Source organism: Streptomyces albiaxialis, from assembly GCF_039530985.1.
Classification (GTDB): Bacteria; Actinomycetota; Actinomycetes; order Streptomycetales; family Streptomycetaceae; genus Streptomyces; species Streptomyces albiaxialis.
Genome location: NZ_BAAAPE010000022.1, coordinates 94,767 through 114,614, shown reverse-complemented (window position 1 = coordinate 114,614; position 19,848 = coordinate 94,767). Strand labels below are relative to the sequence as shown.

Genomic DNA, 19,848 nt, shown 5'->3' with positions numbered 1-19,848 from the left:
CTCGTACGACACGGTCGCGGCGAGCTACGCCGAGCGCGTGCCCGGAGCCCTCGACGACGACCCGTACCTGCGCGCGGCGCTCTCCCTCTTCGCCGAGTTGGTACGCGCCGGGGGCGGCGGCCCCGTGGTGGACGTGGGCGGCGGCCCCGGCCATGTCACCGCGCGGCTGCGGGAGTCGGGCGTGGACGCGTTCGGCGTCGACCTGTCGCCCGCGATGACCGACGTCGCGCGCCGCGCGCACCCCGGCGTGCGGTTCGAGGTGGGCTCGATGACGGACCCGGGCCTGGGCGCGGGCCTCGCCGACGCCTCGGCCGCCGGGCTGCTCGCCTTCTGGTCGCTGATCCACGTGCCCGACGACGTGCTCCCCGCCGTCCTCGGCCACTTCCACCGCGTGCTGCGCCCCGGCGCGCCCCTGATGGCGGGCTTCCACACCGGTGACGGCTCGACGCTGAAGACCGAGGGGTACGGCGGTCATCCGATGCGCGTACGGGTCCACCGGCGTACGCCCGCGCGGGTGGCGGAGCTGCTGCGCGAGGTCGGGTTCACGGTCGAGGCGCAGCTCTTGCTCGACCCCGACGGGCCCCTCCCCGGCGCGGCGCTCTTCGCGCGCAGAAGTGGTTGAAGGTGCAAGATGAGAGCGGCAGGCGCCGGAGGGTTCGCGGCCACGTGGTGAAGACGGAGGGACCGGACATGGACGGCAACACGGAGTACGGCCGGAAGAAGTTCAAGCGGTCGCGGAGTCACTTCGCCGACCGGATCACCGCGGACGGGAAGGAGAGCGGGTGGCCCGTGGAGGCGGGGCGGTACCGGCTCGTCGTCAGCCGGGCCTGCCCCTGGGCGAGCCGGGTGCTGATCTCGCGGCGGCTGCTCGGCCTGGAGGACGCGCTCTCCCTCGCCGTCACCGACCCGATCCAGGACGACCGGAGCTGGCGCTTCACCCTCGACCCCGGCGACCGGGACCCGGTGCTCGGCATCCGCTTCCTCCACGAGGCCTACGACGCGCGCGAGACGGACTACCCCGGAGGGGTGAGCGTGCCCGCGATCGTGGACGTGCCCACCGGCAAGCTGGTCACCAACGACTACCAGCAGATCACCCTCGACCTCGCCACCGAGTGGACAGCGCTGCACCGCGAGGGGGCCCCCGACCTCTACCCCGAGGCGCTGCGCGGCGAGATCGACGAGGTCATGGACGGGGTCTACCGCGAGGTGAACAACGGCGTGTACCGGGCCGGTTTCGCCACCACGCAGGAGGAGTACGAGGGCGCGTACGCCGATGTCTTCCACCGCCTCGACCTGCTGACCGAGCGGCTCGCCGGGCAGCGCTATCTCGTCGGGGACACGATCACCGAGGCCGACATCCGCCTCTTCACCACCCTCGTCCGTTTCGACGCCGTCTACCACGGCCACTTCAAGTGCAACCGCGAGAAGCTGGCCGAGAACCCGGTGCTGTGGGCGTACGTCCGCGATCTCTACCAGACCCCCGGATTCGGCGACACGGTCGACTTCGACCACATCAAGCGCCACTACTACGCGGTGCACACGGGCATCAACCCGACCTCCATCGTGCCCGCCGGCCCCGACCTGAGCGGCTGGACGGAGCCGCACGGCAGGGAGTCCCTCGGCGGCCGCCCCTTCGGCGACGGCACCCCGCCCGGCCCGGTCCCGGAGGACGAGCGCGTACCGGAGGGCCACCGCCCGGTCCCGTAGTCCGCTACTCGGGCCGCGCGCCCGTGAACGCGTCCAGGTGGTCGCGGACCCAGTCCTCGAACGGCCGGGCGGGGCGCCCCAGCGCCTCCCGCACGCCGTCGCCCAGGATCTCGCCGCGCCCGCTGCCCAGCATCTCCATCCCCTGGAGCGCGGCGCCCACGAAGTCCTCGGACATCCCGGCGCCGCGCATCGCCTCGGCCGCGGCGGCGGGCGGCACGTCCACGCACCCGGGGGCCCGTCCGGGCCCCAGCAGGCGGCCGATCGCGGCCACCTGATCGGGCACGCTCATCGGTTCCGGCCCGGTCAGGACGTACGCGCGGCCCTCGTGCCGGGAGCCGCGCGGCGAGAGCAGCGCCGCGGCGGCGGCCTCGGCCACGTCGCGCGGATCGACGACGGCCTGCCGTCCCTCCCCCGTCGTGTTCGGCACGGGGCCGCCCGCCCGGACCGCCTCCGCCCACTGGAGGGAGTTGGACGCGAAGCCCGCGGGCCGCAGCAGCGTCCACGCCATGCCGCTTTCCTCCAGGGCCTGTTCGCCGGGGGCGTGCCACTCGGCGACGCGCATGCGGACGCCCGGCACGCGCAGCGCGGAGAGCTTCACCACCCGCCGTACGCCCGCCGCCGCGGCGGCCCCGACCGCCGCCGTGTCGTGCGCGGCGACCGAGGGCCCCGCGGCCGTCGCCAGGAACAGGTCCGTGACGCCCTCCATCGCCGCGCGGAGCGAGCCGGGGTCGTCGAAGTCGCCCCGTACGACCTCGACTCCGAAGGGCGGCGCGAGACGGGAGGGGTCGCGGACCAGGGCCCGTACGGGAACGGGAGCGGGAGCGGGAGAGGGGCGCGCGTCCCCCGTGGCGAGCAGGCGCAGCACATGGCCGCCGACGGTGCCCGTGGCACCCGTGAGCAGAATCATGGCTCCACCGTGCGGCGGCCCGGGGCGCGGGCACTAGGAAGATTCGGCACGGTCGGCCCCGGGCCGGTGCCCGGGCCCACGTGCGCTGGCTACCGTGACGTCATGTGCCTCACCCGCCGGGGAACGGTCACGGTTCCGGCCGCGCTGCGACCGTGGATCACCCATGTCTCCGCCGCGCCGCTCACGCCGCTCGCGGCGGGGGACGGCCCGGTCACGCTGACCCATCTGCCGGACGCCGCCACCGTGCTGGTCTTCCACATCGACGCCGACCGGCGCGGCGAGCTCATGGTGATGGGCCCGCGCACCCGCGCGGGCTACTTCGCGGGCAAGGACCTGCCGCTCGTCGTACGGCTCCGCTTCCGGCCCGGCGGCGCCCAGCCCCTGCTGGGCGTGGAGGCGGGCGCGCTGACCGACAGGGCCGTGCGCCTGGGCGAGCTGTGGGGAGCCGCCGGCGACCGCCTCGCGGAGGAGCTGGCCGCCGAGGGGACGGACGCGGCCGCCGTGCTGGCCCGGCTCGAACGCGCCCTGCTCGCACGGCTGGAGGGCCACGGACCGCCGCCCGACCCGGCGCGCGGGAGGCTTCTGCTCTCCGCCGCCGCCGCGCTCTCGCCCGTACCGGGAGACGGGCCCGGGCGGGTGCGCGAGGTCGCCCGGGACCTCGGCGTCAGCGAGCGGCAGCTCCGTACGCTCTTCACGCGCGGCATCGGCCTCCCGCCCAAGCGCTTCGCGCGGATCGCGCGCGTACGGACAGTGCTGGCACGCGGAACAACGGGCACGGCCGGCGCGGGCACCGGCGTACGCACGGGTGCGGAACGAGCCGGGGCGCGGCTCGCGTTGGCCGCCGGGTACTACGACCAGTCGCACATGGCCGCGGAGTTCCGCGAGCTGATCGGGGTCACGCCGAGCGCCTTCCTCGCGGGAGAGCGGCCCGCCCCCCGCGCCTGCGGCGCCACCGCCGAGACCGCCGCCACAGCCGCCGGTACCGGCAGCGCCGCGCGCTGAGGGAGCGCCTTTCGGCCACACGGCAGGGACCTTCGGCCTCGGGAGCAATCGCCGGGGGCCGCGCCATACTTCGCGCATGGCGCCCGACCCGCCGGACGATCCGTACGTCCTGCACGCCCGCCTCCTCGCCGCGGACGAGGCGGCGTTCCGCGAGGTGTACGAGGCGTACGTGCCGCTGGTGCTGGGGGTCGCCACGCGCGTGATCCGCGACAGGACCGCCGCGGAGGACGTGGCGCAGGAGGTCCTCTCCCACCTGTGGGAGCGCCCCCTCTCCTACGATCCGGCGCGCGGCCCGCTGCGCGCCTGGCTGCTGGTCCTCGCCCACCACCGCGCCGTGGACTGGGTGCGCCGCGAGGAGAAGCGGCGCGGGCTCGCCGCGCCGCACGAGGCGCCGCGCGGCGACGAGACGGCGGACGCCGCCACCGACGGCCTGGTCGCGCTGCGCGTACGGGCCGTGGCCGCCGGACTGCCCGACACCTTGCGCGAACCCCTGCTGCTGGCCTACTACGGAGGACGGACCTACCGACAGGTCGCGGCGGAACTGGGCATACCCGAGGGCACCGCCAAGACCCGCCTGCGCACGGCGCTGCGCGTCATGGCGGCGGCGCTCGCCGCGGAAGGGATCACGCCATGAGCCGCCCCCCGCGCGGAATCCCGCCCGGAAACCCGTCCGGAACGCCATCCGGAGAGCACTCCTCGGCCGAACCCCTCTTGGGAGCGTGGCTGCTGAACGCCTGTTCTCCCGAGGAGGCAGCAGCCGTGGAAGCACACCTGCGCCATTGCGACCGGTGCGCGGAAGAGGTCCGCGTGCTCGCCCCTGCCCTCGCCGGGCTCGCGGCCGAGACGCCCGCGCCGCCGCCGGAGTTCGCCGCGCGCGTGACGGCCGGTGCCTTCGCGCGCCGCCCGCCCGCGCCCCGCGGACTGCCCCCGTACGTCCGCCCGTACGCGGCGCAGCTCGCCACCCTCGACGCCGTGCTCCGCGAACTCTCCGGCGCCGACTGGGGGCTGGAGACCGTCGAGGGCTGGAGCGTCGCCCAGCTCGTCGCGCACCTCGCCGCCAACGACAGCCTGCTGGCCGACCGCGTCGCCGGGAACGAGGACGGCACCATCCCCGGACGTACGGCGGAGTGGACCGCGTGGGCCGCGGGCATGCCGCCCGCCACCGTGCACGGCACCTGGCGCGAGCGGGCCGAGGCGCTGCGCGACACCCTCGCCGAGGGCGGCGAGGAGCTGGGCGCGCGGCACGCGCGGCTGGCCGGGAGGCGGCCGTTCCCGGTCGCGGACCTCGCGATCGGCCGGGCCTTCGAGACCTGGGTGCACACCGCCGACATCGCCGGGCGCACCGCGCTGCCGCTGCCGCCGCCCGTGGACGAGTCCCTGCGGCCGATCGCCGACCTCGGGGTGCGCACCCTGCCCCTCGCGATGGGCAGGACGGGCGCCCCGCTCGACGGCCGTGCGCTGCGGGTCGAACTGACCGGGCGCGGCGGTGGGGAGTGGCTGCTCGGCGAGGGGCCCACGGTGGCCGCAATGGCCCTGGACACGGTCGAGTTCTGCTTCCTCGCGGGCGGCCGCCGCGACCCCGGCCGGATGGACGCCCGTATCACCGGCGACCGTGAGCTCGCGGCGGCGGCCCTGCGCGCGGCCCCGGCGCTCTCGGGCCCGTAGCCGGCCGGTCGCCGCTCCGTCGCCGACCGGTCGCCGACCGGTCCTCGCCCGTAGCCGCCCCGTAGCCGACCCGGGCGTCGGTCCTGGGCCGCCCCGGGGCCGCTCCTGGGCCGCCCCGGGGCCGGTCTCGGGGGGGGGGGAATCCGGACACGTCCCCCTCGCCGCAATCCGTCCGGCGCCGTCGGCCGAATGCAGGGGTGCCGGAACGCGCCCCAGGGCCGCGGCGGTCGCCCCACCGCGTTCCGGCCGCCACGCTCCACACCCGCCGCGGTCCTCCGTCCGAACACAGCGAAGGACGCCGCGATGTCGACAATCCGCATCAGCCGACGCCTGTCGGCCTGGACCGCGTTGACCGGGGGGATCGCGCTGGTGGCCACGTCGTTGGCCACCGGAACGGCCGCACTGGGCCCCGCTCCGGCCAGTGCCTCCAGTCACCGTGAGGCACCACTGATCTCCGGGCAGCCGGAGTACGACAACACCGATACGTACGCGTTCACCAGCCCGGACAAGCCGGGCACCACGACGCTGCTGGCCAACTGGTGGCCGTTCGCCGAGCCCGCCGGTGGCCCGAACTTCTACAAGTTCGCCAACGACGCCCGGCACGACATCCACGTCGACAACACCGGCGACGGCCAGTCCGAGCTGATCTACCGGTGGACGTTCAAGGAGAGCTACCGCAGCGGGGACACGTTCCTCTACAACACCGACGCGGTCACCTCGCTCGACGACCCGGACCTGAACTACCGCCAGACGTACGACCTGCGGCTGCTGAGGTTCAAGGACGGCAAGCAGACCTCGTCCGAACTCCTCGCCGACGACGCGCCCGTGGCGCCGTCCAACGTCGGCAAGGCGTCGATGCCGAAGTACGACGACCTGCGCGCCCAGGCCGTGCGCAAGCTCGGCAAGGGCGGCGGCACGGGCTTCGCCGGACAGGCCGACGACCCGTTCTTCCTCGACCTGCGCGTCTTCGACCTGCTCTACGGCGGCGACCTGTCCGAGGTCGGCAACGACACGCTCAAGGGCTACAACGTCAACACGCTCGGCGTGCAGGTCCCGACCGAGGAGCTGACGGCCGGGCCGGACAAGCCCGTCATCGGCGTGTGGAGCACCACCGCGCGCAGGACCGCCTCCGGCGGCTTCAAGCAGGTCTCCCGGCTGGGCATGCCCCTCTTCAACGAGGTCGTCGTCCCCGTCAAGGACAAGGACACGTACAACGCATCCGCGGCCTGGGACGACGCGCAGTTCGCCAAGTACGTGAAGGACCCGGAGGTCGCACGGCTGCTGGAGAAGATCTACAAGCTCAAGGCGCCGAAGACGCCGCGCGACGACCTGGTCCAGGTCTTCCTGACCGGCGTGCCGGGGCTCAACCAGTTCGACGAGGGGCGCCAGTACGAGGCGATCCGCCTCAACACCTCCACCGAGCCGTCCGCGAGCCCCAAGCGGCTCGGCGTGCTCGACGGCGACAACGCGGGCTACCCCAACGGGCGGCGCCTCGCCGACGACACCGTCGACATCTCGCTCCAGGCCGTACGCGGCGAACTCGTCGGCCAGAAGAACGACCTGGGCGACGCCGTCGACACGAACGACAAGAAGTTCGACGACGCCTTCCCGTACGTGGCCTCCCCGACCTCCGGCTCGCGCGGTCCCACGGCCGGCGGCGGGAGCGGGGCGCGGGGCAGCGGCGCCGGTGTGATGGACGGCGGCCGCTCCGCCACCGCGGCGGCGGGCTCGTCGGACGACGGCTCCGACCGCCTGCTGATGGCGTCGGCGGCGAGCGGCGCCGCGGCCCTGCTCGTCCTCGGCGGCGGCTACGCCCTGTGGCGCCGCCACCTCAACCGTCCGCGCGGCACCGAGCCGCGGTAACGCGCGGACCCGCGCCGGTCCCCGTTCGGGGACGGGAACGGGCGCCGACGGCGGCGGGCCCCCGGGGGAGGCCCGCCGCCCTCCCGGACTTCGGCCGTCTTCCGGCCCGTCGGGCTCCGGCCCGGCACCCCCTCGGGCCCGTCAGCGAGGAGGAATCATGCGTTTTCGCCGTACGCTGCTCGCCGTCGCGCTGGCCGTGGTGATCACGGCCGGGGCGTGGACGGTGGGGCGGCCCTTCGCCGGGCCGTCCGGAGAGGAGAGCGGCGGGCCGCCCCCGCCGCGCGGGGCCGCGGCGGCGGTGCCGCCGAGCGGGCAGGGGCTCGGGCCGTACCTCGCGCGGCTGCGCGCGTACGTGGCCGAGCAGCCCCGGGACGCCGGAGCCTGGGCGGCGCTCGGCACCGGCCGGGTCGAGCAGGCCCGCCGCACCGCCGACCCCCGGCTCTACGGGCAGGCCGAGGACGCCCTCGACCGTTCCCTCGCGCTGCGCCCGGCCCGCGCCAACGACGGCGCGCTCGCCGGACAGGCCGCGCTCGCCGCGGCGCGCCACGACTTCCCGCGCGCCCTGCGCCTCGCACGCCGCTCGCTCGCGGTCAACCCGTACGGCGAACTCGCCCTCGCCGTCCGTGTGGACGCCCTCGTCGAGCTGGGCCGCTACGGCCCCGCCCGTACGGCCGCGCTCCGGGCCGACGCGCGGCGGCCCGGCATCCCGGCGTTCACGCGCCTCGCCTACGTCGAGGAACTGCGCGGCGACCGGGGCGCCGCCCGGCGGGCCCTGGAGCTGGCCCACCGTTCGGCTGTCTCTCCGTCCGACCGGGCGCAGACAGCCACCGCGCTGGGGGAACTGGACCGCGCGGAGGGCAGGGGCGCGTCCGCGCTGCGCCGTTACGCGGAGGCCCTGCGTGCCGAACCGGGCCATCTGCCCGCGCTGTCGGGCAGGGGCCAGGTCAGGGCGGCGCGGGGGCACTGGCGCGGCGCCGTCTCCGATCTGCGCGCGGTCACCGCGCGCCAGCCCCTGCCCGCGCCGCTCGCCCTGCTCGGCGAGGTACACGAGGCACGGGGACGGCGTGACGCGGCACGGCGGCAGTATTCGGCGCTCGGCGCCTGGGCGGAGGTGGCCCGCGCCCAGCGCGTCCGCACCGGCCTCGACACCGCGCTCGCCGACGCCGACCACGGCGACCGGGGCGCGGCACTGCGCGCGGCCCGCGCCGAGTGGGACCGGAGGAAGACCGTCGACACGGCCGACGCGCTCGCCTGGGCCCTGCACCGGAAGGGCCAGGACGCCCGGGCGCTGCCCCTCGCGCGCCGCGCGGCGGCGCCGGGCTACCGCAACGCGATGTTCCTCTACCACCGTGCCGAGATCGAACGCGCCCTGGGCCGCACCACCGAGGCGGACCGGCACACCCGCCAGGCCCTGCGCCTGCGCACGGCCCTCACCCCCCAGGCCCGCACGGTCCTGGAGTCACGATGAGCCGCGGACTCCGGCGTGCGCCGGGCCCTGCCGGGGCTGACGCTTGTCCCCGCGCCCGGGGGCGCTGCGCTTGCGTACGGTCCTTACGCCGCAGGCTCGCGCTGCGTCGGAGGCGGGGGCTCCGGTGCGTGCCGGTGTTCCTGGGGTTGGTGCGTGTCCTCGCGCTCGGGGGCGCTGGCGAGGCGGGCGGGCGCTCCCGTCGGGCCTTGCGCGCGCGTACGGCGCTCACCCCGCGGGCCCGCGGGGTAGTGGAGGCGCGATGAGGCGCGGACGTCACGGGTCGGGGCTCTTGTCCGGCCTCGCGGGGGTCGTTCTCGCGTTCGGCGTGGTTCTGGGCGGGGCGCCCGCCGCCTCGGCCGCGCGGCCCGCGCACCCCCTCGGCAACTTCACGGTCAGCACCTACGACGGTCTGACCGTCGCGCCCCGGGCGCTGAGCGTCGCCCACGTCGAGGACCTCGCCGAGGTCCCGGCCGCGCGGGCCGTCACCCGTATCGACCGGAACGGCGACGCGCGGCTCTCCCGCGCCGAACGGGCCCGCTGGGCGCGGGCGATGTGCGCTCGCGCGGCGCGGAAGAGCCGCGCGGAGGCCGACGGGCGCGCGCTGCGCCTGGCGGCCACGCCCGCGCGCGCCCGCGCCGTCGAACGGCCGGGCGAGGCGGGGTTGCGGACGCTGCGGCTGGAGTGCGGGCTGCGCGCGCCGCTCACGCTCGCGCGCGGCACCGTGCTCCGGTTCACCGGCACCGCGGCCGTCGGCGAACCGGGCCCCGGCTGGCGGGAGATCACGGCACGAGGCGACCGCACGACGCTGACGCGGAGCAGCGTGCCGCGCCGGTCCGCATCCGCGCGGCTGACCCGCTATCCCGACGACCCGCTCGCGGAGCCCGTACGGGTCCGCGCGGCCACCCTCACCGCCCGGCCCGGCGGCCCGGCGGCGGGCGCCGACGGGGGCGCACGGGACACGGGCCTGCCGCCCTCACCGGCCGACGGCCTCACAGAGCGCTTCACCGGGCTCGTCGGACGGCACGAACTCACCCCCGGCTTCGGCGTGTTCGCGCTCGCCCTCGCGACCGTCCTCGGCGCGGCGCACGCCCTCGCGCCGGGCCACGGCAAGACGGTCATGGCGGCGTACGCGGCGGCCGCGCGTGGCCGCAGGACCCTCCGGGACGTCCTGCGCATCGGCGCCGCGGTGACGGTCACCCATACCGCCGGGGTCGTCCTGCTGGGCCTGCTGGTGGTGGGCGGCTCGCGGGCCGCACCGTTCGTGACGCCGTGGCTGGGAGTGGCGAGCGGGGTGCTGGTCGCGGTGGCGGGCGCGTTCCTGCTGCGCCGCGCGCGCCGGCACGGCCGCACCCACAGACACGGGCACACCCATACGCACGACCATGCCCCTCCGCGCGGGCACACCCATCCGCACGGCCACGCCCACTCCGCCCCCCTCCGGAAGCGGGACACCCTGCTGCTGGGCTTCGCCGGAGGACTGGTGCCCAGCCCTTCCGCTGTGCTGGTGCTGGTCGGGTCCAGCGCGCTGGGCCAACTCTGGTTCGGGGCCCTGCTGGTGACCGCGTACGGCGCGGGGCTGGCCCTCACGCTGGTGGCGGTCGGCGTCCTGCTGGTCCACGTGGGCGGACGGCTGGCCCACCGCCTCACGGGGACGGGCCGCTACGCCCGGCTCCTCGGCGCCCTGCACCGCACGGCCCCCACGGGAACGGCCGTCCTCGTCGTCGTGCTCGGCGCGGCGCTCGCGGCCCGCGCGCTGGTCACGGTGTGAGGACGCCCGCGACGGTGGCCGTCACCGCGCGGCGCACCGTCTCCGGGTCCGGCGGGCCGCTCTCGCGGTCGGCGAAGAGCAGGTGACCGGCGCCGATGAGGGCGGGCGCGAGCGCGTCGGGGTCGGCGCCGTCCGCGACGCGGCCCCGCTCGCGCTCGGCGCCGAGGTACGCGGCGATCATGGCCGTGGCCTCGGTGAGGAGGGGGATGCCCGTCGGCGTGGTCCGGCGCAGCCGGGCGCGCAGGCCGTCCCGTGAGGTGACGAGGCCGACGATCCCGACGGCCACCGACTCGAACAGGTCCGCCAGCGCGTCCGCGAGGTTCCCCGTCACGGTGCCGGTCCCGGCGGCGGCCAGCAGGGCCGCCGTCTGCCCGTCGAGCCGGGCGACGCGGTCCCGCACCAGGGCGGCGAGGAAGTCGTCGAAGTCCTCGAAGTGCCGGTGCAGGACGCCCTTGGCGCAGCCCGCCTCGGTGGTGACGGCGCGGCTGGTCAGGGCGTTGGGCCCGTCCCGTACGAGGAGGCGTTCCGCGGCGTCGAAGAGTTGCCGGCGTGCGTCGCGCATGGCCACTCCGGTCGGCACCGCTTCCCTCTTCCCTCGCCGGTGGAACGGGCGTACGCCCACGATCTCGCTCCCGCCCACGGTACCGTCGGCGCCCCTCCGGAGCGCGGCCCGGTCAGTCCGCGTCCGCCCACAGCTCTCGCAAGGCCCCGTTGACCAGCGAGGGTTGCTGGGTGTGCGGGTAGAAGCCGGGGACGCGCAGGTGGCGGGCGGCGAGGGCGTCGGTCAGGGCGTCGGCCGCGGCCATCAGCGCCTCTCCGGCGTACTCGCGGTAGAGCGGCGGGGCGCCCGCCCAGTCGCCGGAGATCAGCAGGACGGGCCAGGGCGCGTCGCGTACGGGGCCGAGGGCCGGGTCGGCCTCCCAGACGCCGCGTTCGCCCATGGAGGTGCGGGCGGCGCGCAGCCGGGCGGGGGTCGGTTCGGGCGGTTCCATCCCGATGCCCTCGGTCGAGGCGCGCAGGAAGTCCGCGGGGGAGAGGTCCGGCGGCGGCCCCGGGGACCCGGCCACCCGCTCGTACAGCGCCCGTACCGGCGCGCGGTCCGCCGCGACGCGGAAGACCGCGGGCTGGATCAGGGCGAGGGAGCGGACCAGTTCGGGGCGGCGCCCGGCGGCGATCAGTGCCGCGAGGCCGCCGTTCGCGTGGCCGACGAGATGGGCGGGGCCGCCCGGGAGGCCCTCCAGGACCTCCACCAGATCGTCGGCGTCCTCCTCGAAGTCGCTGCGCTCCGTGTCGGGGCTCTGCCCGTAGCCGCGCCGGTCGGCCATCAGCAGGGGGCGCTCGCGCGCGAGTTCGCGCTGCGCCCCGAAGCCGTACCGCTCGTCGGTGGCCCAGGTGAGGATGCCGTGGACGAAGACGGCGGGCGCGCCCGCCCCGTTCCCGTCTTCCCACGCCGTGACGTGGAGCGGTTCTGTGACAGTCACTGTTGGTCGGCCGTCCCTTTCCGTCAGACCCCGTCAGACCCCGTCAGGCCTTGTCAGACCCCAGGTCGTCGCCGATCGTAGCGGGGCTTCCGACGCGCGGCGGGGCCCTGGTCCCGTACGGCTGACAGCTCGCGCACCGTCGCCATGTCGCTGAACGGGATCAGCCGGTCGCCGACGATCTGGTACGGCTCGCTGCCCTTCCCCGCGACCAGCACGATGTCGGCCGGCCCGGCGGCGGACAGGGCGAAGCCGATGGCGTCGCGGCGGTCGGCGATCCGCTCGAAGGGGGTGCCGGTGGCCGTGAGGCCCGGAACGATCTGGTCCATGATCGACTCCGGGTCCTCGCCACGGGGGTTGTCCGAGGTGAGCACGCACAGATCGGAGTGGGACCCGGCGATCTCGCCCATCCGGGCCCGCTTGGTGACGTCGCGGTCGCCTCCGCAGCCGAAGACCGTGATGACGCGGGCGGCGGCGAAGTCCCGGAGGGCGGCGAGCACCTTGTCCAGGGAGTCGGGCGAGTGCGCGTAGTCCACGATCACGGACACGCCCCGCGCCGCCTCGAAGCGTTCCAGCCGCCCGGGGACCGGGGGCATCTCGTCGAGCGCCGCCACCAGACCGGCCAGGTCGTGGCCGAGCACATGGCAAGCGGCCAGGGTGGCCAGGGCGTTGGCGACCGAGAACCTGCCGGGCACGGGGATCGCCGCCGGGTACTTGCGCCCGTCGTGGTGGAGCGTGAACCGCGTGCCGAAGGCGTCCATGTCCAGGTCGGTCGCCCGGTAGTCGGCCTCGGCGTCCAGCGCGTACGTACGGACCAGGCCCGGCATCATCGCCGGGATCAGCGCGCCGACCGGGTCGTCGGCGTTGACCACCGCGCGGCGGCAGAGCCCGTCGAAGAGCCGGAGTTTGGCGTCCCGGTAGTGCTCCATCGTGCCGTGGTCGTCCAGGTGGTCCTGGGTGAGGTTGGTGAAGACGCCCACGTCGAGGAAGGCGTGGTCGATCCGGTGGTTCAGCAGGCCCATCGAGGTGGCCTCCAGGACCACGGTGCCCACCTCGCGGTCGCGCATGTGCCCCAGCAGATACTGGAAGTCCGGCGACTCCGGGGTGGTCAGCACCGAGTGCGGCATCGGTATCCGCTCGTCCCCGATCCGGTTCCCGCCCGTCCCGATCACCCCCACTCTGCTGCCGCCGGCGCGGCGCAGCACGGACTCGACCATGGACGTGACGGACGTCTTCCCGTTGGTGCCGGTGACGGCCACCATGTCCATCGCCCGGCCGGGCTCCCCGTGGTAGCGCGAGGTGATCAGCGCCGCGGCCTTGCGGGCGTCGGCCACCCGCACGACGCAGGCGCCTTCCGCCGACGGCCATACCGCCGCGGGAAGACCGGGCGCCGGCTCCTCGACGAGCACCGCGACGGCGCCCCGCGCCAGCGCGGAACCGACGGCCCCGGGGCCGCCCTCGCGGTGCCCGGGCACCGCGATGAAGAGCGAACCCGGCGAGACGCGATGGGCGTCCAGGCACGCTCCCGCGGTGACCCTCGTCCCCGGATCGCCCAGAAGTACGTCGTGGTCGTGCCCGGCCAGCAAGTCGCTCAGTTTCACAGAGGTCCTCTCGGAGCGCGGCCGGGCCACCGACCGCCGGTCGGGCGCGGGCCGCAGGGAGATGGTGCGGGAGGGGGTGGTGCGGGAGGGGGATGGCGCGCGAGGTGCGGTGCGGTGCGGTTCAGGGGCGCGCGGTGTGCCGGGCCCTGCGCGGGCCCGTGGGGGAAAGTCGCCGGCCGTGAGGGGGCGCCGGCCGTGAAAGGTCGCTAGCCGTGGCCGTGCAGCGCGCGGCAGCGCGCCCGGGGCGCGTCGGGACCCCGCGAGTGAAGTGCCCGGACCGGGCTCTCCTTCACCGTATGCGTATGTCCCATACGGAGAGTGTACGCGCCGTGAGCCGCCACCCTGAACCAATGTTCTGAACCGATGTTCTGAACCTGCGTTCTGAACCGGTGTTCAAAAGTGTGTAGGGTGTCGCCCCATGGGACACCGTGAACAGCTCATGGCGGGCGCCAAGCGCTGCCTGGAGGAGCGCGGCTACGCACGCACGACCTCGCGCGACATCGCCGCCGCCGCGAACAACGCGCCGGTGGGGACGATCAATTACCACTACGGCTCGAAGGAGGCCCTGCTCAACGCGGCCCTGCTGGAGGTCGTCCACGAGTGGGGCGACCGGGTCTCGCACGCCGCCGGGACGGCCGACGAGCGGTACTGGCAGCGGGTCGCGGCCCCCGGCGACGAGGACCGCCCGGTGCTCGTCGCCGCGCTGGAGGCGCAGGCCGAGGCCGAGCGCACCCCCGAGATCCGGCGGCAGATCGCGGAGGCGTACGCGGGCGCGCGCGCCGCGCTCTCCGCCGAGCTGTACGGCATCGAGGACCCGGACGAGGCCCGTGCCGTGGGCTCCGTGCACATGGCGCTCACCGCCGGGCTCACCCAGCAGTGGCTGATCGACCCCGACAGCGCCCCCTCGGGAGCCGACGTGGTGCGCGCCCTGCGCGCGCTCGCGGACCACCTCGCCGACGGCTGACGGGAGGGGACGGTGTCCGAGCCCTTCGCCCACCTGCACGTCCACACCCAGTACTCGCTGCTCGACGGCGCGGCCCGGCTCTCCGACCTCTTCCGCGCCTGCGCCGACCTCGGCATGACGCACCTGGCCATGACCGACCACGGCAATCTGCACGGGGCCTACGACTTCTTCCACCGGGCCGCCGACGCGGGCATCACGCCCGTCATCGGCATCGAGGCGTACGTCGCGCCCGCCTCGCGCAGGCTGAAGCGGAAGGTCCAGTGGGGCCAGCCGCACCAGAAGCGGGACGACGTCTCCGGCTCCGGCGGCTATACGCACAAGACGCTCTGGGCCCGCAACGCGACGGGCCTGCACAATCTCTTCCGGCTCTCCTCCGACGCGTACGCCGAGGGCTGGCTGCAGAAGTGGCCGCGCATGGACAAGGAGAGCCTCGCCGAGTGGTCCGAGGGGCTGATCGCCTCCACCGGCTGCCCCTCGGGAGAGGTGCAGACGCGGCTGCGGCTCGGGCAGCCCGAGGAGGCCCTCCGGGCGGCGGCCGACTACCGGGACATCTTCGGGAAGGACTCCTACTTCCTGGAGCTGATGGACCACGGTCTCGGGATCGAGCGCCGCGTCCGCGACGGGCTCCTCGCCATCGGCCGCAGGCTCGGCATCCCGCCCCTGGTCACCAACGACTCGCACTACACCTACGCGCACGAGTCCGCGGCGCACGACGCGCTGCTGTGCATCCAGACGGGCAAGAGCCTCGCCGACCCGGACCGCTTCCGCTTCGACGGCTCGGGCTATCACCTGAAGTCCGCCGCGGAGATGTACGCGATCGACTCCTCGGAGGCCTGGCAGGAGGGCTGCCGCAACACGCTGCTCGTCGCCGAACGCGTCGAGACCGACGGCATGTTCACCAAGCGCGACCTGATGCCCCGCTTCGACGTGCCCGACGGGTACACGGAGGTCACCTGGTTCCGCGAGGAGGTCGCGCGCGGGCTGCGCCGCCGCTTCCCGGAGGGCGTGGGGGAGGAGTACGAGCGGCAGGCGGCGTACGAGATGGACGTGATCGTCCAGATGGGGTTCCCCGGCTACTTCCTCGTCGTCGCCGACTTCATCAACTGGGCGAAGGAGAACGGCGTCGCCGTCGGGCCCGGGCGCGGCTCGGCCGCCGGGTCCCTCGTCTCGTACGCGATGGGCATCACCGACCTCGACCCGCTCGCGCACGGGCTGATCTTCGAGCGGTTCCTCAACCCCGAGCGGGTCTCCATGCCGGACGTGGACATCGACTTCGACGAGCGCGGGCGCGTGGAGGTCATCCGGTACGTCACCGAGAAGTACGGCGCCGACAAGGTCGCGATGATCGGCACGTACGGCACGATCAAGGCCAAGAACGCGATCAAGGACTCGGCCCGGGTGCTCGGTTACCCGTACGCGATGGGCGACCGCATCACCAAGGCCATGCCCGCCGACGTGGGCGGCAAGGGGATCGACCTGTCCGGCATCACCGACCCCGCGCACCCCCGCCACGCGGAGGCGGGCGAGGTGCGGGCGCTGTACGAGAACGAGCCGGACGTGCGGAAGGTGATCGACACCGCGCGTGGCGTCGAGGGCCTGGTGCGGCAGATGGGCGTGCACGCGGCGGGCGTCATCATGTCCAGCGAGCCCGTCACCGACCACGTCCCGGTGTGGGTGCGGCACACCGACGGCGTGACGATCACGCAGTGGGACTACCCGAGCTGCGAGTCGCTCGGCCTGCTCAAGATGGACTTCCTCGGGCTGCGCAACCTCACCATCACCGACGACGCCGTCCGGATGATCCGCCGCACGAAGGGCGTCGACCTCGACCTGCTGTCGCTCCCGCTCGACGACGCCGCGACGTACGCGCTGTTCGGCAGGGGCGACACGCTCGGCGTCTTCCAGTTCGACGGCGGCGGCATGCGCTCGCTGCTGCGGCAGATGCGGCCCGACCACTTCGAGGACATCATCGCCGTCACCGCGCTCTACCGGCCCGGCCCGATGGGGATGAACTCGCACGTCAACTACGCCCTGCGCAAGCACGGCCAGCAGGAGATCACCCCGATCCACCCCGAGCTGGAGGAGCCCCTGCGCGACGTCCTCGGCCTCACCTACGGGCTGGTCGTCTACCAGGAGCAGGTGCAGAAGGCCGCGCAGGCCCTCGCGGGCTACTCGCTCGGCCAGGCCGACCTGCTGCGCCGCGCCATGGGCAAGAAGAAGGCCGAGGTCCTGGAGAAGGAGTTCGTGCCCTTCCGCGAGGGCTGCCGGGAGCGGGGCTACAGCGACGAGGCGATCCAGGCCGTGTGGGACGTGCTCGTGCCCTTCGCGGGATACGCATACAACAAGGCGCACGCGGCGGCGTACGCGCTCGTCTCGTACTGGACCGCGTATCTCAAGGCCAACTACCCCGCCGAGTACATGGCCGCGCTGCTCACCTCGGTCCGCGACGACAAGGACAAGTCGGCGGTCTACCTCAACGAGTGCCGCAAGATGGGCATCACCGTGCTGCCCCCGGACGTCAACGAGTCCGAGGCCGACTTCGTCTCACGCGACGACTCCACGGTCCTCTTCGGCCTCACGGCGGTCAGGAACGTCGGGCAGAACGTCGTGGACTCGGTGGTGAAGTGCCGGAAGGCGAAGGGGCGGTACGCCTCCTTCCCCGACTTCCTGGAGAAGGTCGAGGAGGTCGTCTGCAACAAGCGGACCGTCGAGTCCCTGGTCAAGGCCGGGGCCTTCGACGGCCTGGGCCACACCCGCAAGGGCCTCGCCGCGGCCTTCGAGCCGATGATCGACACGGTGGTGCGGGTCAAGCGGAAGGAGGCCGAGGGCCAGTTCGACCTGTTCGGTGACGGGGGCGGGGGCGGGGAGTCCGGGCCCGCCTTCGGCCTGGACGTCGCCTTCTCCCCCGAGGAGTGGGAGAAGCCGTATCTCCTCGCCCAGGAACGGGAGATGCTCGGGCTCTACGTCTCCGGCCACCCCCTCTTCGGCGTCGAGCACCTGCTCCGCGAGAAGGCCGATGCCGCGGTCTCCCAGCTCACGGGCGGCGACTTCGCGGACGGCGCCGTCGTCACCGTCGGCGGCATCGTCTCCGGGCTCCAGCGGAAGGTGACCAAGCAGGGCAGCCCCTGGGCCGTCGCCACCGTCGAGGACCTGGCGGGGTCGCTGGAGTGCATGTTCTTCCCCGCCACCTACCAGCTCGTGTCCACCCGGCTCACGGAGGACACGATCGTGCTGGTCACCGGCCGTCTCGACCGGCGCGAGGACGTGCCCCGGCTCGTCGCCACCGAGCTGGCCGTCCCGGACCTCGCGGAGGCCGGCGGGCACGCGCCCGTCCGGCTCCACCTCCGCGAGGCCCAGGTCACCCCGGAGTCGGTCCACGCGCTCAGGACCGTGCTGCGGGCACACCCGGGCCCCTCGGAGGTCCACCTCAGCGTGCGGGGCCGCACGAGGACGACGGTCTACCGTCTGGCCGACCACGTCACCGCGGGCCCCGCGCTGTGGGCGGACCTGAAGGTGGCGGTCGCCGTCAGCGCCGGTACGTGAGCCCGTAGCCGTACGGGAACAGCGGGCGCTTGCCGTCGCCGACGTTGACCGGCTGCTGCGCGGCGTCGCGCATCCAGCTCACCGGCAGCTTGCCGGTGGGCCGGTACGCGCCGAACAGCACGTCGGACACGCCGTTCCCCTCCGTTCCCGGCAGCCAGGAGGCCAGCAGCGCGTCCCAGCCGGGGAGCTGGTCCGCGATGTCCAGGGGCCGCCCGGAGACGAGCACGACGGCGACGGGCACGCCGGAGGACTTCAGCCGCTTCAGGGCGGCCAGGTCCTCGTCGTCGAGCCCCATGGCGCCGGGCCGGTCGCCCTCGAACTCGGCGTAGGGCTTCTCCCCGACGACGGCCACGGCGACGTCGTAACTCTTGTCGATGCCCTCGCCGTTCCGGTCGTACGTGACGTCCTTCGCGCGCTCCCGCATGCCCTCCAGGATCGTCGTCCCCGGGGTGATGTCGCCGCTCTGGCCCTGCCAGGTGATCGTCCAGCCGCCGGACTGGTTGCCGATGTCGTCGGCGTTCTTGCCCGCGACGAAGATCTTGCTCTTCCTCTTGAGCGGGAGGACGCCGTCGTCGTTCTTCAGCAGCGTCTGCGACGCGCGTACGGCCTGCCGGGCAAGGGCCCGGTGCTCGCCGGACCCGACATCATCGGTGCGGGACCGGTCGGTGAAGGGCCGCTCGAAGAGGCCGAGGCGGAACTTCTGGGCGAGGATGCGCCGGTTGGCGTCGTCCACGCGGGACATGGGGATGCGCCCGGCATCGACCTCCTCCCGGAGCAGGGTGAGGAACTTCTTGTAGTCGTTCGGCACCATCACCATGTCGATCCCGGCGTTGACGGCGGTCCGCACCTCCTCCCCGGTGAAGCCCTCCTCGCCGTCGAGCTGGTCGATCCCGGCCCAGTCGGAGACCACGAAGCCCTTGAAGCGCAGCTCCTTCTTGAGCACGTCGGAGATCAGGTACTTGTGCCCGTGCAGCTTCTGCCCGTTCCAACTGCTGAACGAGACCATGACGGAGCCGACGCCCTCCCGGACGGCCTTCCGGAACGGCGGCAGGTGCGTGGCACGCAGCTCCTTCTCGCTGATCCGGGTGTCGCCCTGGTCGTCGCCCCCCTCGGTACCGCCGTCCCCGACATAGTGCTTGGCGGTGGCCAGCACGCCGGGGTCGCCGAGCCGGTGCTGGAGCCCTTCGATCTCGGCGGCCCCGAGGACGGTGGGGAGCTGCGGGGTCTCGCCGTACGACTCGTACGTCCGTCCCCAGCGGTCGTTGCGGGCCACGCACAGGCACGGGGCGAAGTTCCAGTCGACGCCGGTCCCGGCCATCTCCTCCGCGGTCGTCCGCCCGATCCGCTCGGTGAGCCGGGCGTCGCGGGCCGCCCCGAGCCCGATGTGGTGCGGGAAGACCGTCGCGCCCTTGACGTTGTTGTGCCCGTGCACGGCGTCGGCCCCGTAGATCATGGGGATGCCGAGCCGCGTGCCGAGCGCGGTGCGCTGGAAGCTGTCGTACATGTCGGCCCAGGCGGCCGGCGTGTTCGTCGCCGGGGCCGATCCGCCGCCCGAGAGCACGGAGCCGATCCCGTACTTCGCCAGGTCCTCCTGCTGAGGGGCGAGCGCCCCCCGCTCGGCCTGCGTCATCTGCCCGAGCTTCTCGTCGAGCGTCATCCGCGACAACAGGTCGCCCACGCGCGCCTCGGTGGGCAGCCGGGCGTCCCTGTACGCGGGCCGCCCGCTGTCGGCCCCCGCGGGCGCCACCCCCACGGCCCCCGCGCACAACGCGAGCACGCCCACGCCGATCCCCAACCGGTACCGGATCCCTCGTCTCACGATCCCCTCCCAGGACGACGGCCACTGTCGCCGCACAAGCTAGAGGCGGACCGCCGTTCTGGG

Annotated in this window: 15 protein-coding genes; 10 read left to right on the top strand and 5 right to left on the bottom strand. The window is 74.5% G+C overall.

Annotated features, from left to right (window positions below; genetic code table 11):
* Nucleotides 1-37 precede the first annotated feature (37 nt).
* Both ABD343_RS35430 and ABD343_RS35425 read left to right on the top strand, forming a co-directional pair.
* On the top strand, nucleotides 38-622 hold the full coding sequence (locus ABD343_RS35430; protein ID WP_344534491.1) for a class I SAM-dependent methyltransferase: 585 nt from the start codon (nucleotides 38-40) through the stop codon (nucleotides 620-622).
* Between the two features lie 68 nt (nucleotides 623-690).
* Complete coding sequence (locus tag ABD343_RS35425; protein ID WP_344534254.1) at nucleotides 691-1,707, top strand: glutathione S-transferase family protein; 1,017 nt, start codon at nucleotides 691-693, stop codon at nucleotides 1,705-1,707.
* Nucleotides 1,708-1,711: 4 nt separating this feature from the next.
* Here ABD343_RS35425 and ABD343_RS35420 read toward each other — a convergent pair whose 3' ends face one another.
* Nucleotides 1,712-2,614 carry an NAD(P)H-binding protein gene (locus tag ABD343_RS35420; RefSeq protein WP_344534253.1) on the bottom strand — a complete coding sequence of 301 codons (903 nt, stop codon included), beginning with the start codon at nucleotides 2,612-2,614 and terminating at the stop codon, nucleotides 1,712-1,714.
* A gap of 102 nt (nucleotides 2,615-2,716) precedes the next feature.
* Between ABD343_RS35420 and ABD343_RS35415 the strand changes: the two genes are divergently transcribed.
* The 6 genes from ABD343_RS35415 (at nucleotide 2,717) to ABD343_RS35390 (ending at nucleotide 10,380) form a co-directional block, all read left to right on the top strand.
* Nucleotides 2,717-3,616 (top strand): DUF6597 domain-containing transcriptional factor, encoded by a 900-nt coding sequence (locus ABD343_RS35415; protein WP_344534252.1) that lies wholly within the window; start codon nucleotides 2,717-2,719, stop codon nucleotides 3,614-3,616.
* Between the two features lie 76 nt (nucleotides 3,617-3,692).
* Entirely contained in the window at nucleotides 3,693-4,250 is a 558-nt protein-coding gene (locus tag ABD343_RS35410) for a sigma-70 family RNA polymerase sigma factor (RefSeq protein WP_344534251.1), read from the top strand.
* Nucleotides 4,247-5,281, top strand: a complete 1,035-nt coding sequence (locus tag ABD343_RS35405) for a maleylpyruvate isomerase family mycothiol-dependent enzyme (protein WP_344534250.1) — start codon at nucleotides 4,247-4,249, stop codon at nucleotides 5,279-5,281. Before ABD343_RS35410 ends, ABD343_RS35405 begins: the two co-directional genes overlap by 4 nt.
* A gap of 303 nt (nucleotides 5,282-5,584) precedes the next feature.
* Nucleotides 5,585-7,144 (top strand): DUF4331 domain-containing protein, encoded by a 1,560-nt coding sequence (locus ABD343_RS35400; RefSeq protein WP_344534249.1) that lies wholly within the window; start codon nucleotides 5,585-5,587, stop codon nucleotides 7,142-7,144.
* Between the two features lie 157 nt (nucleotides 7,145-7,301).
* Entirely contained in the window at nucleotides 7,302-8,612 is a 1,311-nt protein-coding gene (locus ABD343_RS35395) for a tetratricopeptide repeat protein (protein WP_344534248.1), read from the top strand.
* Nucleotides 8,613-8,871: 259 nt separating this feature from the next.
* Nucleotides 8,872-10,380, top strand: a complete 1,509-nt coding sequence (locus tag ABD343_RS35390; RefSeq protein WP_344534247.1) for a nickel/cobalt transporter — start codon at nucleotides 8,872-8,874, stop codon at nucleotides 10,378-10,380.
* Here ABD343_RS35390 and ABD343_RS35385 read toward each other — a convergent pair.
* The 3 genes from ABD343_RS35385 to ABD343_RS35375 all read right to left on the bottom strand — a co-directional run bounded on the left by ABD343_RS35385 (nucleotide 10,370) and on the right by ABD343_RS35375 (nucleotide 13,459).
* A complete protein-coding gene (locus ABD343_RS35385) occupies nucleotides 10,370-10,960 on the bottom strand; it encodes a TetR/AcrR family transcriptional regulator (RefSeq protein WP_344534246.1) in 591 nt (196 codons plus the stop codon). The two genes, ABD343_RS35390 and ABD343_RS35385, sit on opposite strands and share 11 nt — an antisense overlap.
* Nucleotides 10,961-11,054: 94 nt before the next feature.
* Nucleotides 11,055-11,861, bottom strand: a complete 807-nt coding sequence (locus tag ABD343_RS35380; protein ID WP_344534245.1) for an alpha/beta hydrolase — start codon at nucleotides 11,859-11,861, stop codon at nucleotides 11,055-11,057.
* Nucleotides 11,862-11,914: 53 nt separating this feature from the next.
* A complete protein-coding gene (locus ABD343_RS35375) occupies nucleotides 11,915-13,459 on the bottom strand; it encodes a UDP-N-acetylmuramoyl-L-alanyl-D-glutamate--2,6-diaminopimelate ligase (protein WP_344534244.1) in 1,545 nt (514 codons plus the stop codon).
* Between the two features lie 418 nt (nucleotides 13,460-13,877).
* On the opposite strand from ABD343_RS35375, the gene ABD343_RS35370 reads away from it, so the two are divergent.
* On the top strand, nucleotides 13,878-14,423 hold the full coding sequence (locus ABD343_RS35370; RefSeq protein ID WP_344534243.1) for a TetR/AcrR family transcriptional regulator: 546 nt from the start codon (nucleotides 13,878-13,880) through the stop codon (nucleotides 14,421-14,423).
* Between the two features lie 12 nt (nucleotides 14,424-14,435).
* The gene (dnaE, locus tag ABD343_RS35365) at nucleotides 14,436-17,966 is read left to right on the top strand and encodes a DNA polymerase III subunit alpha (protein WP_344534242.1); all 3,531 of its coding nucleotides are present in this window, start codon (nucleotides 14,436-14,438) and stop codon (nucleotides 17,964-17,966) included.
* Here the strand turns inward: dnaE and ABD343_RS35360 are convergent.
* Complete coding sequence (locus ABD343_RS35360; protein WP_344534241.1) at nucleotides 17,950-19,785, bottom strand: glycoside hydrolase family 3 protein; 1,836 nt, start codon at nucleotides 19,783-19,785, stop codon at nucleotides 17,950-17,952. The two genes, dnaE and ABD343_RS35360, sit on opposite strands and share 17 nt — an antisense overlap.
* Nucleotides 19,786-19,848 lie beyond the last annotated feature (63 nt).

What these genes read in the sequence shown, in the direction of transcription:
- ABD343_RS35425 (WP_344534254.1), top strand. Translation starts at nt 691, where the DNA reads ATGGACGGCAACACGGAGTACGGCCGGAAGAAGTTCAAGCGGTCGCGG.
- ABD343_RS35420 (WP_344534253.1), bottom strand. Translation starts at nt 2,614, where the DNA reads ATGATTCTGCTCACGGGTGCCACGGGCACCGTCGGCGGCCATGTGCTG.
- ABD343_RS35415 (WP_344534252.1), top strand. Translation starts at nt 2,717, where the DNA reads ATGTGCCTCACCCGCCGGGGAACGGTCACGGTTCCGGCCGCGCTGCGA.
- ABD343_RS35410 (WP_344534251.1), top strand. Translation starts at nt 3,693, where the DNA reads ATGGCGCCCGACCCGCCGGACGATCCGTACGTCCTGCACGCCCGCCTC.
- ABD343_RS35405 (WP_344534250.1), top strand. Translation starts at nt 4,247, where the DNA reads ATGAGCCGCCCCCCGCGCGGAATCCCGCCCGGAAACCCGTCCGGAACG.
- ABD343_RS35400 (WP_344534249.1), top strand. Translation starts at nt 5,585, where the DNA reads ATGTCGACAATCCGCATCAGCCGACGCCTGTCGGCCTGGACCGCGTTG.
- ABD343_RS35395 (WP_344534248.1), top strand. Translation starts at nt 7,302, where the DNA reads ATGCGTTTTCGCCGTACGCTGCTCGCCGTCGCGCTGGCCGTGGTGATC.
- ABD343_RS35390 (WP_344534247.1), top strand. Translation starts at nt 8,872, where the DNA reads ATGAGGCGCGGACGTCACGGGTCGGGGCTCTTGTCCGGCCTCGCGGGG.
- ABD343_RS35370 (WP_344534243.1), top strand. Translation starts at nt 13,878, where the DNA reads ATGGGACACCGTGAACAGCTCATGGCGGGCGCCAAGCGCTGCCTGGAG.